The sequence below is a fragment of the Bradyrhizobium sp. SUTN9-2 genome (genome assembly GCF_003122645.1).
Lineage (GTDB): Bacteria > Pseudomonadota > Alphaproteobacteria > Rhizobiales > Xanthobacteraceae > Bradyrhizobium > Bradyrhizobium yuanmingense.
Map to the genome: position 1 here is coordinate 5,644,437 of NZ_LAXE01000001.1, position 15,623 is coordinate 5,660,059.

General features: G+C 66.2%; 12 protein-coding genes. 1 reads left to right on the forward strand and 11 read right to left on the reverse strand.

What is annotated here, in order from left to right; genetic code table 11:
* Positions 1-82: 82 nt before the first annotated feature.
* From XF30_RS26200 to hydA, 4 genes are read right to left on the reverse strand one after another with little or no spacing between them, the layout of a single operon-like run.
* On the reverse strand, positions 83-1,519 hold the full coding sequence (locus XF30_RS26200; RefSeq protein WP_109144273.1) for an NAD(P)-binding domain-containing protein: 1,437 nt from the start codon (positions 1,517-1,519) through the stop codon (positions 83-85).
* Positions 1,516-2,265 carry an SDR family oxidoreductase gene (locus XF30_RS26205; RefSeq protein WP_109144274.1) on the reverse strand — a complete coding sequence of 250 codons (750 nt, stop codon included), beginning with the start codon at positions 2,263-2,265 and terminating at the stop codon, positions 1,516-1,518. Before XF30_RS26205 ends, XF30_RS26200 begins: the two co-directional genes overlap by 4 nt.
* Before the next feature lies 1 nt (position 2,266).
* Positions 2,267-3,241 carry an NAD-dependent epimerase/dehydratase family protein gene (locus tag XF30_RS26210; protein ID WP_109144275.1) on the reverse strand — a complete coding sequence of 325 codons (975 nt, stop codon included), beginning with the start codon at positions 3,239-3,241 and terminating at the stop codon, positions 2,267-2,269.
* Positions 3,242-3,257: 16 nt separating this feature from the next.
* Positions 3,258-4,727: a dihydropyrimidinase gene (hydA, locus tag XF30_RS26215; RefSeq protein ID WP_109144276.1), complete on the reverse strand. Its 1,470-nt coding sequence runs from the start codon at positions 4,725-4,727 to the stop codon at positions 3,258-3,260.
* A gap of 56 nt (positions 4,728-4,783) precedes the next feature.
* Here hydA and XF30_RS26220 point away from each other — a divergent pair, with 56 nt between their 5' ends.
* Entirely contained in the window at positions 4,784-5,446 is a 663-nt protein-coding gene (locus XF30_RS26220; protein WP_036005298.1) for an aspartate/glutamate racemase family protein, read from the forward strand.
* Here XF30_RS26220 and XF30_RS26225 read toward each other — a convergent pair.
* From XF30_RS26225 to XF30_RS26255, 7 genes are all read right to left on the reverse strand, one after another.
* A complete protein-coding gene (locus tag XF30_RS26225; RefSeq protein WP_192893255.1) occupies positions 5,443-6,102 on the reverse strand; it encodes a flavin reductase family protein in 660 nt (219 codons plus the stop codon). The two genes, XF30_RS26220 and XF30_RS26225, sit on opposite strands and share 4 nt — an antisense overlap.
* Positions 6,103-6,107: 5 nt before the next feature.
* Positions 6,108-7,040: an N-carbamoyl-D-amino-acid hydrolase gene (locus XF30_RS26230; RefSeq protein ID WP_109145851.1), complete on the reverse strand. Its 933-nt coding sequence runs from the start codon at positions 7,038-7,040 to the stop codon at positions 6,108-6,110.
* Positions 7,041-7,143: 103 nt separating this feature from the next.
* Complete coding sequence (locus XF30_RS26235; protein WP_109144278.1) at positions 7,144-8,826, reverse strand: long-chain-fatty-acid--CoA ligase; 1,683 nt, start codon at positions 8,824-8,826, stop codon at positions 7,144-7,146.
* On the reverse strand, positions 8,823-10,118 hold the full coding sequence (locus XF30_RS26240; RefSeq protein ID WP_109144279.1) for an aminotransferase class III-fold pyridoxal phosphate-dependent enzyme: 1,296 nt from the start codon (positions 10,116-10,118) through the stop codon (positions 8,823-8,825). The genes XF30_RS26235 and XF30_RS26240 overlap by 4 nt, the downstream gene beginning before the upstream one ends.
* A gap of 10 nt (positions 10,119-10,128) precedes the next feature.
* Positions 10,129-11,709, reverse strand: coding sequence for a hydantoinase B/oxoprolinase family protein (locus XF30_RS26245; RefSeq protein WP_192893256.1), 1,581 nt, complete (start codon positions 11,707-11,709; stop codon positions 10,129-10,131).
* On the reverse strand, positions 11,706-13,715 hold the full coding sequence (locus XF30_RS26250) for a hydantoinase/oxoprolinase family protein (protein ID WP_109144281.1): 2,010 nt from the start codon (positions 13,713-13,715) through the stop codon (positions 11,706-11,708). The genes XF30_RS26245 and XF30_RS26250 overlap by 4 nt, the downstream gene beginning before the upstream one ends.
* A gap of 463 nt (positions 13,716-14,178) precedes the next feature.
* Positions 14,179-15,615 carry a PepSY domain-containing protein gene (locus tag XF30_RS26255; protein WP_109144282.1) on the reverse strand — a complete coding sequence of 479 codons (1,437 nt, stop codon included), beginning with the start codon at positions 15,613-15,615 and terminating at the stop codon, positions 14,179-14,181.
* Positions 15,616-15,623: the final 8 nt, after the last annotated feature.

Below are 15,623 nucleotides of genomic sequence, written 5' to 3' on the forward strand. Positions count from 1 at the left end.
GGCAGGTTCAGAAGGAAGCAAGTTGCGCGCCAGTCCGATCGGACATTTCGAGGGACGCGAGGTCGCGACGGCGCATGGGTGATCACAGCGATTCCCCCATTTCTCGCGCCTGACGCGTCACCACCGCCTGCGGCACGTCATAGGCGCTGAGCGAATCCCAGTGCCGTTCGACATCGGCGCGAAACAGGCCGCGCGTCAGGCCGTGGACCAGCTTTGGAACGGCCGTCGTCATCGCATTGATCGACGATCCCGACGGACCGAAGCTCATGGTCGAGGCGATGGCGAACAGATGGATGTCGGCGATCCACGGCGTCATTCCCTGCTCGCGCTCGGTGAAGGCATAGTCGTCGGCGAGATAGGGAAAGCGGCCGAGCCGTTCGTTGCGTTCGTCTTCCGGCGGCTGGTAGCGGTCGGCCCAGGTCGCGATGTTGCCGGCACATTGGGCGAGCTCGCCGCGGCCGGCAAAGTCCATGTCGATGCCGGTGCCGCAGATGACGAAATCGGCGGTGATGGCGCCGCGCGGCGTCTGGAGTTCAACGCCGTTATCGGTCTTGCGCGCGGCTTCGACCGGCGCGCCCTCGTGCAGTGTGAAGTTGGCGTGACGCGCACAGCGGTCATAGGTCGGCTGCGGAAATCCTTCCCGCATCTCGAGGATCTTGCGCATGAAGCGCCAGCGCCAGGCATCGTCGAGATCGCTGAGATGACGCAGGAAGCCACGAAAGGTCAGCCAGCGATAGGGCTGGATCACCTGGATCTGCGCACGGCGGCACAGCAGGTGCACTTCAGCGGCACCGGCCTCCAGCGCAGTCGCCGCATTGTCGAAAGCGGAGGCGCCGGCACCGATCACGGCGACGCGCTTGCCGCGCAGGCTTTCGAAATCGATGTCATCGGCGACGGTCGCAACTGAGCTCGCCGGCAGATGCACCAGCTGCTCCGGAATCATCCATCCGCCCATGCCCTCCTGCCCTGTCGCAAGCACGATTTTCCGCGCATAGAGCGTCTCGACCTCTCCTGCCCGTTTCACGCGCGCAGCGAGCAGGCCGTCAGCCGCCGGCGCGATCTCCTTGAGCTCGCAAGCGTTGCGCACCGGCAAGCCGACCGCGCGCCGCAGCCAGAGCAGATACTCCGCCCAATGCTCGCGCGCGATCAGGCCGAGCTCCTGCCAGCTCGCCTTGCCGAAGCGGGCCTCGTGCCAGGACTGGTAGGTCAGGCCGGGGATGTCGAGGTCGGGCCCGGTGTAGTCCTTCGGGCTGCGGAGCGTCGGCATCCGGGCGTAGGTGAGCCACGGGCCCTCCTTGCCCTCTTCGGCCTTGTCGATCAGCAGGATGTTGCTGACGCGCGAGCGCAGCAGGCCGAAGCCGATGGCGATGCCGGACTGGCCGGCGCCGACGATGAGAACATCCAGCGCCGGCTTGCCGTCTGGCCCCGCTTTCGGTTCGAGCCACGCCGCGCCGGGATGCGCGATCCGAGCGAGATCGGCGTGAATGTCGGCTTCGAGCTGGGTCAGCGTCTCACTCATGCGGCGAGCCAGCCTCCGTCGACCACCATCACGGTGCCGGTCGTGAACGACGAGGCATCGCTCGCGAGATGCAGTGCGGTTTGCGCGATCTCCTCAGGCACGCCGAAGCGCTTCATGGCGTGGCGGTTGCGCGAGGCCTCGCGCACTTGCTCGGAATTGGCGTGCCGGGCAAAGCTGCGGCGAAGCATCGGCGTGTCGATTGCGCCGGGCGCGATCGCGTTGACACGGATGCCATCCGTTGCGAAATCCACCGCCATGGTCCGCGTCAGGCTGACGATCGCGCCCTTGGCCGCGATATAGGCGCTGTTGCCCTTGCCGCCGGCAATGGCGAGCTGCGATGCCAGCGTGATGATCGAGCCGCTGTTCTGCCGCTGCATCTGCGGCACCGCAGCCCGCGCCCACAGCCAGGTGCCGCCGACATTGGCGCGGAACACCGCATCCCAGTCGTCCAGGCTCGTGGTCAGCACCGTGCCACCACAGGAGAAGCCAGCCGCGGTCATGAGGATATCGAGCCGACCATGCCGGGCCACGACGTCGCCGACGACGGTTTGGGCGAATGCGCCATCGCCGACGTCGCCGATATGCGTCGTCGCTTCGCCGATAAGGCTCAGCGTTTTCTCGAGGCCCGCGGCGTCACGATCGACCAAAGCAAGGCGCGCGCCCTCCTCCGCGAACAGTTTTGCGCTGGCGCGGCCGATGCCCGAGCCTGCGCCGGTGATGATGGCCGTGCGCCCCTGCAGCCGCATGTCAGATCCCCTCCCTGTGCTGCATCCACCAGGCGCTCATCGCGGCAGCGGAATCCGCACAGCCGAACCGCGCGCGCCAGCCGAATTCGTCGGCCATTCGCGTCACTGAGAGCGGCGCGCGATCGCCGCCATGAAGCTTGATGAAGGTCTTCTCGCCCGGCTCCGCCAGCCGACACTCCAGCCCGGGATGCAGGGCCGCAAAAGCCTCGCCCCATTGCAGCGCCGACCAGGCCGCGCCGCTGGAGATATTGTAGAGCCGATGGCGCGGCCGCTCGGCTTCGATCAGCACAGCCACGGCCTCGGCAGCGTCCAGCGCGTAGGTCCAATCCTTGATGCCTGGCGCCGGCAGCAGCGCCGGTTCGCCGCGAGCGAATGCAGCAAGGATCTGGAACTGGAGGCTGGGCGTATCGCGCACCGAACCTGGCCGCTCCCACGGACCAAATACGGCACTTAAGCGCACACTCAGAAAATCGCCGCCAAACAGCTCGGCATGCCGCGCCGCCGACCGCTCGGAAGTGAACTTGCTGATGGCGTAGAACGAGACGGGATCGCAGGGCGTTTCCTCGTCGAGGATCTGATGACGCTTACCCGCAGCGCCATAGGCTGAGGCCGACGAGAGATTGACAACGCGGCGAACACCATGGTGGATCGCGGCTTGCAGGATCGGGATCTGGGCCATGACGTTGATCTCGAGAACGCGCGCGGGCGATGCCCGTTCGAGGTCATCGCCGGCGGTGACCGCGGCACCCAGTACGATCGCATCGCAGCCCTTTGCAATCAGGGCGTCGATGGTGTCTGTGTCGCTAATATCGCCCTGCACGGCATTTATCCGCGCGCCGTAGTCAGCCAGAGATCTTTGTGCACTCGCCGGCAACGCCGCACGATCATGCAGCGTCACCTCGTGCCCGCGCGCGAGCAGCACCTCGGCGAGATTGAGGCCGACAAACCCGGTGCCGCCGAAGATGACGATCCTCATCGCGCGCGATCCACCGTCACAGCAGCTTTGCTCCGAAATTCCGTTCGGGATCCATGTCGGCGACGAGCCGGCCGGTCGGCCTGGCCGCCTCGCCGCCGCTGCGCGCGAGGAACTTTCCGCTGCCGGCGCTCGCGAGGCACTTGTCGCCCTCGATGATCACGCGGCCGCGCGAAAGCACCGACACCGGCCAACCCTTGAGCTTGCGACCCGCGAACGGCGTGTAGCCGGCAAGGTCGTGCATCATCTCGTCGACGATGGTGACCTCGCGGTTGGGATCCCAGATCGCGATATCGGCGTCGGCACCGACGGCGATCGAGCCCTTGCGCGGATGCAGGTTGTAGATCTTTGCAGGCGCCGTTGCGGTCAGCTCGACGAATTTCTCCAGGCCCAGCCGTCCCTTCGACACCATCGCATCGAACAGCAGCGGCAGCCGCAGCTCAAGGCCCGGCAGGCCGTTGGCGACCTGCTTGAAATTCGGATTGGGGCCGGCGCGCAGCTTGCCGGTCTCGTCATAGCGATACGGCGCGTGGTCCGACGAGATGGTCTGGAGATCGCCGAGCGAGAGCGCCTGCCACAGCGCCTCCTGGTCGGCATGCGAGCGCGGCGGCGGGCTGCACATCCATTTGGCGCCTTCCGCGCCGGGCTTGTCGAGATCAGCGGCGGTCAGGAACAGGTATTGCGGACAGGTCTCGGCAAAGACCTTGAGCCCCTGCCCGCGCGAGTCGCGGATCACCTTGGCGCCTTCGGCTGTCGAGACATGGAAGATCATGATCGGCTGGTCGATCAACGCCGCCATGCCGATCAGCCGGGTGAAGGCCTCGGCTTCCGACACGCGGGCGTGGCTGACGGCGTGGTATTTCGGCATGGTGTAGCCGCGCGAAAGCAGCCGCTTCACCATCCAGGCGATGATGCCGTGGTTCTCGGCATGGGCGCACAGCATCGCACCGGACTGGCGCGCCGCGAGCAGGATGTCGAGCAGCGGCTCGTCGTCGACCTTGAGGCGTTCATACGTCATGAAGATCTTGATCGAGGCGTGGCCCTGCTTCACCAGCGCGGGAATGTGTTCCTCGACCGTCTCCTTGGTCGCGTCCGCAATGATCATGTGAAAGGCGTAGTCGATCACCGCACCCTTCTTAGCCAGGGCGTGATAGTCCGCGACGACCTCAGGCAGCTTCATGCCGACATGTTGAGCTGCGAACGGAATCACCGTGGTGGTGCCGCCGAAGGCGGCGGAGACGGTGGCGCTCTCGAACGTATCGGCATTCATGATGCCGGCGGCCGACAGCTGCTCGATATGGGCATGGCTGTCGACCCCACCGGGCAGCACCAGCTTGCCGCGCGCGTCGATCTCGCGCTTTGCGGGCGGAAGCCCGCGGCCGATGGCCGCAATGGTCTCGCCGGAGATGGCGACGTCGGCCTCGAAGACGTCTGTGGTGGTGGCGACGCGGCCGCCGCGGATGATCAGGTCGTAAGCGGGTTCAGTCATGAGGCACTCCGTGATAGGCTCAAGGCACGTTCGCTAAATCTCGCAGGAAGATCATCATGTCCCGGCCGCGCATTCTCGTCATCAACCCGAACTCCAACCACAAGGTCACGCAGGGGCTGGAGGATGCGTTGAAGCCGCTCGATTTCGAGGGCGGGCCGGAAGTGGTCTGCCAGACGCTGGCCGAAGGTCCGTTCGGCATTGAAAGCCAGGCGGACGCAGACAGCGTTGCGATCCCACTGCGAAAGCTGGTCGAAAGCGACAACAGCTCGGCCGCCTTCGTCATCGCCTGCTACAGCGATCCCGGGCTGCAAGTTTGCCGGGAAGGCACCGACCGCCCCGTGTTCGGCATCGCCGAGTGCGGCGTGCTGACGGCGCTTTCCCGCGCGGAGACTTTTGGCGTCATCGCGATCGCCCAGCGTTCGATCCCGCGTCACATGCGCTATCTCAGGCAGATGGGCCTGACCGACCGCTTCTCCGGCGAGCGGCCGCTGAACATGAGCGTCGCCGAAACCGCTTCGGGCGAAGGTACGCTCGCCAAGATGATCGAGGTCGGCCGCGCGCTGCGCGACGAGGACGGTGCCCGCGCCGTCGTGATGGGCTGCGCCGGCATGGCGCGCCATCGCCGCGCGCTGGAAGACGCGCTGCGGATTCCCGTCATCGACCCGACGCAGGCGGCCGTTACCATGGCGCTGGGTACGGTGCAGTTCTCGGCTCACTAGGCGTCCTTCAGCTCTTTGGCACCCTGGCGCGCGAGCCATTGCGCATGGCTCTCGCGGACAAGGGCAAACGTATCCCGCTGAGTGGTGTAGAGATTGCCGAACATGCGGCCAATCGGCCGGTAAGCGTCGAGATCGACATACATGTTGGCGCTATCGACCAGCCCCTCGCGGGCGTGAACCCGCAAGACCTCGCCGACCAGGAGCTCGCGATCGGGCGAGAAGGTCATCACGACATGGCGCCGGCATTCCAGCGCGAAGGGCGCCGCGGCGAGACGCGGCGCCTTCACGTCGACGGAGGGAAGCGTCGCCAGGCCCGTCGCGGCGACCTCGCTGTCTCCGGAGGGGAAATCGACCGCGCAGTCGTTCATTGCGACCGACAGCGCCTCGTCCACCATGTGCACCACGAACTCGCCGTCGCGATGGATGTTGCGGGTGGTGTCCTTCGGCGAGTGATCCGGCTTGTGCTGCAGGCCGAGCACGATCAGCGCGGGACTTTCGGAGAACACGTTGAAGAAGCTGAAGGGGGCGGCATTCACCGTGCCGTTCTCATCCAGCGTGGTCACCAGCGCGATCGGCCGCGGCACCACCACGCCACACAGCAGCTTGTAGCGATCGCGCGGATCGAGCTCACGCAAGGAAATGCCTTTGTCGGCCATCGGCGTCACGTCTCCGGCGGCGGCACCGCGCCGGTCTGGCTGGTGATCAGGCCGTAATGCTCGATGCGGCGATGCCGGGCGAAATCGAAGATCGTGGTCTTGCCGAAGACCGTCGCATCGAGGTCGCAGGCGTGGACAAGAACCTCGTCGTCCTCGCTCTTGGCCTCGGCGACGATCTCGCCATTGGGATCGACGATCAAGCTGCCGCCGAACAGCGGGTGGCCATCCTCATTTCCGGCCTTGGCGACCGCGACCACCCAGGTCGCGTTCTGATAGGCGCCGGCCTGCACCGAGAGGCGGTTGTGGAACAGGCGCTTCTCGACGCCCTCCTCGCTCTTCTCGGCATTCACTGACGGCGTATTGTAGCCGATCAGCACCATTTCGACGCCCTGCAGGCCCATGACGCGATAGGTCTCGGGCCAGCGGCGGTCGTTGCAGATCGCCATGCCGATGATGCCGCCGAGCTCGCGCCAGACCTTGAAGCCGAGATCGCCCGGCTCGAAATAGCGCTTCTCCAGGTGCTGGTGCGAGCGCTTGCTGTCGTATTCCACATGGCCAGGCAGATGCACCTTGCGGTATTTGCCGACGATCCTGCCGGACTTGTCGGTCAGGATCGCGGTGTTGAAGTGGTGGCCATCGGGCGTCAGCTCGGCATAGCCGAAATTCATCGCGATCCCGTGCTGGGCCGCACGCTCGAACAGCGGCCTGGTCGCCGCGTTCGGCATTTCGCGCTCGAACCAGATGTCGAACTCGGCGCGGTCCTCGACGTACCAGCGCGGGAAGAACGTCGTCAGCGCCAGCTCGGGATAGACGATCAGGTCGGCACCCTTGCTCTTGGCTTCGTCCATCAGCGCGATCATGCGCTTGACCACGACCTCGCGGCTGTCGGCTTTCTGAATCGGGCCCATCTGGGCGGCGGCGACATTGACGATGCGCATCAGCGAGTTCCTGGTGATGTCTGAGGGGAAGCGTCGGCTTGCAGGATCTTCCGCGGCGCCGAGCATAACTCGGCTCCGTGCCGATATTCCAGCCAAGCAGCTTTCATGCCGTCCGCCCCCATTCGGCATCCTGCAACAGCCGCCAGTTGATCTTGTTGCTGGCGGTGCGCGGCAGCGACTCGACGAAGACGACGGCGCGCGGCGCCTTGTAGCTCGCCATCGCGCTGCGCGCCCAGCCGACGATGTCGCCCTCCGACGTCGTCGCGCGCGCGGCGTCATCGAGCACCACCAGCGCCTTGACGGTCTCACCGCGATAGCCGTCCGGCGCTGAAACGATGCAGCATTCCCGGATGGCGCGGTTCTGGTACATCGCCGCCTCGACCTCGGCCGGCCACACCTTGAAGCCGCTGACATTGATCATGCGCTTGAGGCGGTCGACGGCGAAGAAATAGCCGTCGGCATCGCGATAGCCGAGATCGCCCGTGCGCAGGAACCGCTTGCCGTCGCGTTCGATGAAGGCTTCGGCATCCGCCTCCGGCCTGTTCCAGTAACCCTGCAGCACCTGCGGCCCGTGCACGATGATCTCGCCGACGACATTGTCGTCGAGCTCGATCAGGCTCTCGGGATCGATCACCCTGGCGTCGGTCTCGTGCACGGCGATGCCGAGGCACTGCCGCTTCGGCGCCGCCATCGGATTGAGGTGCGTCGGAGACATCGTCTCGGTCATGCCGTAGCCCTCGACGAAATCGAGCCCAAACCGCCCCTTCAGCCGTTCCGCGACGGCGGTCGGCATCGCCGCGCCGCCGCCGGTCAGCACCTTGAGCTTCGCAAAACATTTGTCGCGGAAGCTGGCGCTGGCGAGCACATCCACGATCATGGTCGGCGCAGCGTTCCAGAACGTGACGCCATAGGTCTCGAACAAATCCGGCAGCAGATCCTTGTCCCAACGCGCCATCAGCAGCAGCGTGGCGCCGGCGACGATGGCCGCATTCATTGAGCCCTGCATGCCCGCGACATGGAACAGCGGCATGAAGCCGGTCATCACGTCGCTGCCATTGAGCCCATACCAGCGCGCTTGCAACACGGCGGTGAACAGCGCGCTGCGATGGGTGTGCATGCACGCCTTGGGCTTACCCGTCGTGCCGGACGTGTAGGGCAGGATCATGAGATCGTCCGGCCCCGCCTCCATCGCACCCGGCTGCAGGCCCTGCACTATCGCGGGCGACCACGAATACCAGCCCGGCGATGAAGGCGGCTCCAACGGCGCCTCGGTCACGCATGATGGCAGTGTGTAGGGCGTCGCGGCTGGAACTTCGTCGCGGTACTGCGCGACAATCGCATGCGTAATCGCCTCGCCCACCAGCGGTGCAAACACATCGCTTAGCTCGCTGCCGATGATTGCAACCCTGGCGCCGCTGTCCGCGGCGAGATACGCGATCTCGGCGGTCTTGTTCATGGGATTGACCGGCACGATCACGGCGTTCGCCCGCATCGTCGCATAGTAAGCGATGACGTATTGCGGCGAATTCTGCAGCGCGATCATGACGCGGTCGCCGCGCTTCACGCCGCAAACGCCTTGCAGAAAGCCGGCCATGGCATCGACCCGGTCGCGCAGCTCGGCGTAGCTCAGGCTCGCCCCGTAGAACATTGTGGCCGGATGCGTTGGCCGTTCACCTGCAGCGCACGCCAGCGCGTCGTAGAGCGTCCCCTCCGGCATCGCGAGATGCCACGGCTCATCCGCCGGCCAGGCCGGCGAACGACGAGGTGCTGCGTGGTCCGCGATCACCCGTGCTCCTTATCGGCAATTTCGAGGCCGTGGTCGAGCGCGTCCAGAAGCTGGTTAGCCTCCCACTCGGAAATCACCAGCGGTGGTGCCAGGAACAGCGAGGTCTGCTCGCCGCTGGTCCCGATCACGGCGCCGGCTTCCAGCGCGCGCTCCGCGACCCGCGAGGCGATCGGCACCTCGGTGGTGTCGGCGTGCCAGGCCCGCCAGTCCGGGCCGTGCAGCTCCACCGTCCAGTGCAGCCCCTGCCCAGCCACGCGCTGCACGCTCGGATGCTTTTGCGCGATTGCGAGGAGGCGGCGGGTGAACAGCTTCTCCAGACTTTGCACGTGGTCCAGAATCTTGTCCTCACTGACGACCTTCAGATAGGCGCTGACGGCCGCCATGCTGATCGGATGGCCACGCAGCGTGCCGTAGTTCTGCCAGCTCGTGCCCTTCAGCCGCTCGACGATATCTTTGGACACCACGACAGCGGCCACGGCCGCCGCGCCGCCGCCGAGCGACTTTCCGAGCGTCACGATATCGGGCCGGCTCTGCGCGCCCTGGAACGCGAACCAGCGGCCCGCGCGGCCGGCGCCCGTGACGACCTCGTCCGCGATCCAGTAAGAGCCGGCCTGCCGGGCGCAGCGCGCGACCTCGTCCTGATAGGCCCCGTCGTAATAGATGCCGCCTTGGGTGTAGTCGATGATCGTCGCGGCCGTATCCGAGAGCAGGCGCAGGGCGTCCGCGAGATATTCGCTGGGCGGGGTGTTGTTGGCCGGCGCGCCATAGATCGCCCCATCCGGCGCCGGCAGGATCCGCACCGGCGCCATCGGTGCCGGCAGCTTCGAGCCGCCGGCGTGCACGGCGAGTCCGCCGTGCCATTGCGGCTGCACCGTCATGCTGCGCGACAGCCCGGTGATGCCGTGATAGGCGCGCTCGCGCGTTGCCAGCGCCGAGCGCTGCGTCAGCGCCTGGCAGAGCGACAGCGCCATGTCATTGGCCTCGCTGCCGCTGATGCAGAAGCGCACCGCGCCGACCCAGTCCTCTTCGCCCATGAAGGCGATAGCCATCAGATCGTCGGCGGCCTGCTCGCGGCCGACCCAGGTCCAGCCTTCGTTGACGACGGGCGTATCGGCCGCGCGGCGGATCGCCTCCACCATTGCAGGATGGCGATGGCCGAGACCGCCGCCGGTATTGCTGCCGTCGATCAGCTTGCGGCCATCCGCAAGATGAAAGTAGACGCCCTCGCCGCCGACCACGGCCATCGGCGCGGCCTCGCCCGCATTCAGCCCGGTTCGCAACAATCTGCTCATCGCCACTGCCTCACTCCGCCGGAACGGCGCCGTAGCCACCGCCACCGCACATCTCGATCGTGACGAGATCGCCTTGCTGCAACACCAGGTTCGACTTGCCGTCGATGGCGACGTCGGCGCCCTGCCGGACCAGCGAGATGCGGCAGGCCTTGCCCGATTCGCCGCCCTGCATGCCCCACGGCGCCATCACCATGCGTTCGACGCAGGTGGTCAGGTGCATCGAGGGCGCCAGGATGCGGTAGGTGCGGACTGAGCCGTCACCGCCGCGATGCGCGCCCGCGCCGCCGGAATTCCGGCGGATGGCCTGCTGCTCGAGCCGGATCGCGTAGTTCGCCTCGATCACCTCGACCGGCGTGTTCGAGGTGTTGGACAGATGCACGCGGGTCGCGGACGTGCCGGCCCGATCGTGCCGCGCGCCTTCGCCACCGCCATGGACTTCATAGAGCATCTTCCACGACCCGTTCGGCCGCGGCTCGGCGAAAAACAGCACGCCCGCGGTGGTCGCCCCGCCCGCCGACAGGCGCTCGGGGATCGTGTCCTGCATGGCACGGAAAATCGCATCGACGATGCGCATGGAGGTCTCGTGATTGCCGGCCGCGACCGATGCGGTCCAGCCGGGCTCGAGGATCGAACCCGGGCGCGTGATGATGGTCAGCGGCCGCAGTGCGCCGGCATTCTGCTGCATGTCGCGTCCGCTCATGATGCGCGCGGCATAGGCGACCGCCGAGCGCGCCATGAACGGCGTCGTGTTGCAGAAATTGGAGACGCGGTCGCAGCTTCCGGAGAGATCGAAGGTCGCTTCATCCCCGCGAATGGTGATCTTCACATGGATCCGCGCCGGCGCATTGTTCGCGCTGCCGTCGTCGAGATAATCCTCGCCCTCGTAGACGCCATCCGGCAGATCGCGCAGCGCTTCCCGCATCTCAATTTCGGAGAGGTCGTGGAGGCGCGACTGCGCCGCCATGAAGACGGCTTTGCCATGCTCGCGGCAGAGCTCGACGATGCGCTTCTCGCCGGCCTTGGTCGCCGCGATCTGGGCAAGAAGGTCGCCCTCGCAGGATTCGGCATCGCGGACATTGGCCTTGAGCAGCTGCACGATCGGCGTGTTGAGGCCGGCTGCGGTTGCGATCAGTACCGGCGGAATCCGCATCGCCTCCTGGAACGTATCGACCGCCTTGGCGAAATAGCTGCCGGGCCAGGTGCCGCCGATGTCGGGCCAATGCGCGAGGCTGACTGCAAAGGCGACGATCTCGCCGTCGAAGAAGACGGGACGCACGACCTTGACGTCGTTGAGATGATTGCCGCCGAGCGCGCCAACATTGTAGATCACGACGTCGCCGTCGTTCAGGCCATCGCGCGGCATCACCTTCAACAGTTCGGGGATGGTGTAGGCCATCGCGCCGAGGTGGATCGGGATGTCGCGGCCCTGCCCGACCAGGCCGCCGTGACCGTCGGTGATCGCGGAAGAGAGGTCGCCGGCCTCGCGCAAGAGCGGCGAGCGCGCCGAGCGCGTCATGACGAGGCTCATCTCCTCGGCCGCGGCGGAGAGCCCGTGCCTGATGACCTCGACGACGAACGGATCGAGCTTCATGCCGCCCTCCGCGTCAGGAACAAATTGCCTGATGTATCGGGCTTTGCCTGCCAGCCCGGCGGCACCACCACTGTCGACCAGGCGTCTTCGATGATGGCGGGACCATTGATGGTCTCGGTGAGCGAGGCGCGGTCGACGATCTCGGTTGCGATATCGTGGAAGCCGTCGAACGAGCAGGTGCGCGTGCTCATAGACACTGCCCTCGCCGCAGTCGCCGGCCGGCTGACAATTGTCGTCGACGGGCGACGCGCCTGCACCCGCACCGATTCGATGACGCAGGGCTCGCCGGTCGCATAGCCGAACAGCTCATGATGCCGCGTCAGGAAGTCCTGCTTCAGCCTGGCGACGTCGAGCGGCAGCGTGAAGGATACCGGAATGGCGTCGTTCTGCGCCGCGTAGCGCATCAAGGCCACCGGCTCGACCTGGATCTCGGCCTTCGCAACATTGTTGGCGAGAAGCGGCGCCGAGGCATCGGCAATCAGGGCCTCGATCCGTTCCGAGGCGCGGGCGAGATCGATGCCGTCGAGGGCGGCGCGAAGGGTCTGCTGCTGCAGGAAGCTGAAATCGGCGGTGAGGCAGCCCAGCGCCGAGAATGCGCTCGAGGCACTGGGCACGACCACCTCCGCAATGCCGTAGAGACTGGCAAGGCCCGCGGCATGCATCGGGCCGCCGCCGCCGAAGGCCAGTAGCGTGCAATCGCGCCCGTCGATGCCGCGCTCGACCGTGACGCGGCGGAGCGCGCGGGCCATGGTCGCGTTCGCGACCTTGATGATGCCGAGCGCCGTCTCCGTCAGGCTCAGCCCGAGCGCGCGGGCAATCGGCGCGATGACGCGCTTTGCGGCCGCGATGTCGATGCCGATGCGGTCGCCAAGCTTGGTCTCAGGATTGAGATAGCCGAGCACCGCATTGGCATCGGTGATGGTCGGCTCCGTGCCGCCACGGCCATAGCAGGCCGGGCCCGGCTCGGAGCCGGCGCTCTCCGGCCCGACCGTCAGCCCGCCGGGACCGTTGCGCACGATCGATCCACCGCCGGCGCCGATCGAATGCACCGCGAGCATCGGCTGGCGCAGCGGCTTGTCGCCGAGCATGCGGCCGTCGGTCATCTCGGCCTGGCCGTCGACGATCAGGCACACATCCGTCGTGGTGCCGCCCATGTCGAAGGTCAACATCCGCGCGCAGCCGAGCTGGCGCGCGATGCTGACCGACGCCGAGACGCCGGCCGCCGGGCCCGACATCGCCATCACCAGCGGACGCTGCTTCACCGCCGAAATCGGCACCATGGCGCCGGCGGAGTGAAACACCTGCAGGCCGGGCCCGATGGGCAGCCGCTGTTCCAGCTCGCTGAGATATTCCACCGCAATCGGCATCGCGGCGGCGTTGAACACGGTCGCCGAGGTTCGCTCATATTCGCGCGCCTCGGGGTTGACCTCGTGTGAGAGCGAGACGTGAGCGACCACATCCTTGAGCCGCTCGCCCAGCATCTTTTCATGCACCGGATTGGCATAAGCGTGAAGGAGCGCGACTGCGACGCTCTGCACGCCGGTCCCCTTCAGCCACGCCACCAGGCGTTCGACCTCCGCTTCCTCGAGCGCCTTCAGCACCCGCCCCTCATGATCGAGGCGCTCGGCGAGCCCAAAGCAGCGTTCAGGCGGCACCAGAGGCGGCGATTTCGGCGGAATGTCGAGCCGGTAGAGGTCTCGGCGGCGATAGCGCGCGATCTCGAGCACGTCGGCAAAGCCTTCGGTCGCGACCAGCGCCACCTTCGGCAGCCGGTTCTCGACGATCGCGTTGGTCACGCGCGTGGTGCCGTGGACGAAGCGCTTCACCTCGCTCTTGCGCAGGCCGACCGCCTCGATCGCCTCCAGCATCGCTTGCACCGGTGCGTCGGGGCGCGACGGCACCTTCGCAATCCGCGCTTCCGCGGAATCGCGCCGGATCGCGATGATGTCGGTGAAGGTGCCACCGATATCGGTGCCGACCTCCCAATGATTGCCGGGATCGCTCATCTGCACAATCAGCTACGCGTGACGTTCATCATCATTCCCTGTCATGCCATCACGTGCGAGCGTGCGACAGAGCGATGGCCGCGGGATAGGGTCAGAGTTGTCGCAAACCAAAGCGCTAGCAAGCCACCGGCCTTGCGCGGCGCAGCATCGGCTGCACGTTTCCGTGCAGCGCTGCTCGCGCAGAGAGCAGAAGGCCGCGAAGTCAAAATGTGCAGCGCACCCTTGGATTCTCCGAGGCAAATAGAAGCGCCCGTTGCACTGCAATCGGATCGCACAAGGCCGTTTGTCTAATTTGCAGGCGATCGGTCGGCGGTGCGGGAGATAGCACTGACCAAGAGCTATGCACGCAGGTCGGCTCAGCCTCTCTTTATTGTACGGTCGGTAAGCGAGGACATCACCGGCCGCTGGTGGATAACCCGGCGCGCCGAACGGGTCGCGCCGGGTACGGAGATTTCGCGACTGGCTATGCGCTCGCTAGCCATGCCCGCAAGCGCCGCCAACCGATGACGATGCCGGTGATGGAGAACATCAGCCCGAGCGTACAGAGCCCGACAATGAGAGCGTCACGCAGCCGCGCATGAGCCAGCAGAATCGGGAAATCAAGCGTGTGCAGCGCACTGTAAAGCCAGCGATAGGCGCGGCGCGACGGGTCCAGCCTTTGCAGCACCTTGCCATCGGCGGCATCGACATCGAACCAGAGATCGCCGCAGGTCGTCCGGTAGACAGGAGCCCCCGGAAGTGCGGATTGCGCCGGATAGCCGTCGTTGCTGGCGAGCAGGAACGGTGCGGCACAGCCGGTGCCAAGGCGCGCCGTCAGGTCGCCGATCTCCTGCCTATCCAGGTATGCCGCCTGTCCATCACGCGGCGCCTCTCTAGCCCTGATCAATGTCTGGTGGCCTAGGGCGATCCGATCGCGCCGATAGACCTTGCCGTTGAACGCGAACCATTCGATCTCGCGAGCCGAGGGGGATATTGGCTGCCGATCCAGCGTTGGAGCTTCCTTCCAATCGGGCGCGGCGTTCACCACGCCGGCCTCTGCCGGCGTCAATTGCCCGCGCGAGAACAGGCGGCCGTGATCCATCGACAGCCAGCCGCTGAAGATCCAGGTCAGCACGAACACGGTCGCGACGAGACCGATGATGTGATGCAGGGCGTGCCAGCCCCGATAGGGCGACGAGAGCTGGCGTCCCCGCATTTTCACACGCACGATTCCGAGCACCGCGCCAAGCAATGCTGCGATCAGGGCCAGCAGCGACAGCGTCCAGACCACGCGATCCCACAGCGCCCAGCTGCTGCGCAGAATTGTCGGATAGATCCAGTGCAGCACGCTGCCGGCCCAGTTCCACGCGCGCTCGCTGCGCGTCGTATCCAGGACGACTTCGCCGGTCAGCGACGAAACGTAGACCTCCGTTCCAGGGGCATCGCCGAGAGCGGCGCGAAACAAGGGGCGATGGCGATCAAAACCGTTCGGCACGCTCCATTGATCGTAATCCGACCGCGCGACGATCGCAGCGCGCACCGCCTCAAGCCCGCGCTGACGTGAATAAGCTTGCACGATGGTGAGCGCGACATCGGCTGATGTCACCGACGCGTCTCCTCCATCGGAGGCGCGAACCGCTCGCGAACCTATGGAGCCCGAGACGACGTAGACCGGTCCATCGCTCCGCTGGATCAGCCGAACACGCCTGCCATCGGCAATCCCGCTCGCCGCAACGGCGTCCGCGACCGAGATCCTCATCCCGTCGCGATCGACCGGCACAAGTCCGGCAAATCGCTCCGCTTCCGTCAGCGACGGAAACGGGACGAAGTGCATGACGATCCCGCTCGCGAACCACATCGCGAACAGCAGGCAGAATGCGATGCCGAGCCAGCGATGCGTGAGGACGATCGCGCCCATCATGCGCTCAA

What these genes read in the sequence shown, in the direction of transcription:
- XF30_RS26200 (WP_109144273.1), bottom strand. Translation starts at nt 1,519, where the DNA reads ATGAGTGAGACGCTGACCCAGCTCGAAGCCGACATTCACGCCGATCTC.
- XF30_RS26205 (WP_109144274.1), bottom strand. Translation starts at nt 2,265, where the DNA reads ATGCGGCTGCAGGGGCGCACGGCCATCATCACCGGCGCAGGCTCGGGC.
- XF30_RS26210 (WP_109144275.1), bottom strand. Translation starts at nt 3,241, where the DNA reads ATGAGGATCGTCATCTTCGGCGGCACCGGGTTTGTCGGCCTCAATCTC.
- hydA (WP_109144276.1), bottom strand. Translation starts at nt 4,727, where the DNA reads ATGACTGAACCCGCTTACGACCTGATCATCCGCGGCGGCCGCGTCGCC.
- XF30_RS26220 (WP_036005298.1), top strand. Translation starts at nt 4,784, where the DNA reads ATGTCCCGGCCGCGCATTCTCGTCATCAACCCGAACTCCAACCACAAG.
- XF30_RS26225 (WP_192893255.1), bottom strand. Translation starts at nt 6,102, where the DNA reads ATGGCCGACAAAGGCATTTCCTTGCGTGAGCTCGATCCGCGCGATCGC.
- XF30_RS26230 (WP_109145851.1), bottom strand. Translation starts at nt 7,040, where the DNA reads ATGCGCATCGTCAATGTCGCCGCCGCCCAGATGGGCCCGATTCAGAAA.
- XF30_RS26240 (WP_109144279.1), bottom strand. Translation starts at nt 10,118, where the DNA reads ATGAGCAGATTGTTGCGAACCGGGCTGAATGCGGGCGAGGCCGCGCCG.
- XF30_RS26245 (WP_192893256.1), bottom strand. Translation starts at nt 11,709, where the DNA reads ATGAAGCTCGATCCGTTCGTCGTCGAGGTCATCAGGCACGGGCTCTCC.
- XF30_RS26250 (WP_109144281.1), bottom strand. Translation starts at nt 13,715, where the DNA reads ATGAGCGATCCCGGCAATCATTGGGAGGTCGGCACCGATATCGGTGGC.
- XF30_RS26255 (WP_109144282.1), bottom strand. Translation starts at nt 15,615, where the DNA reads ATGATGGGCGCGATCGTCCTCACGCATCGCTGGCTCGGCATCGCATTC.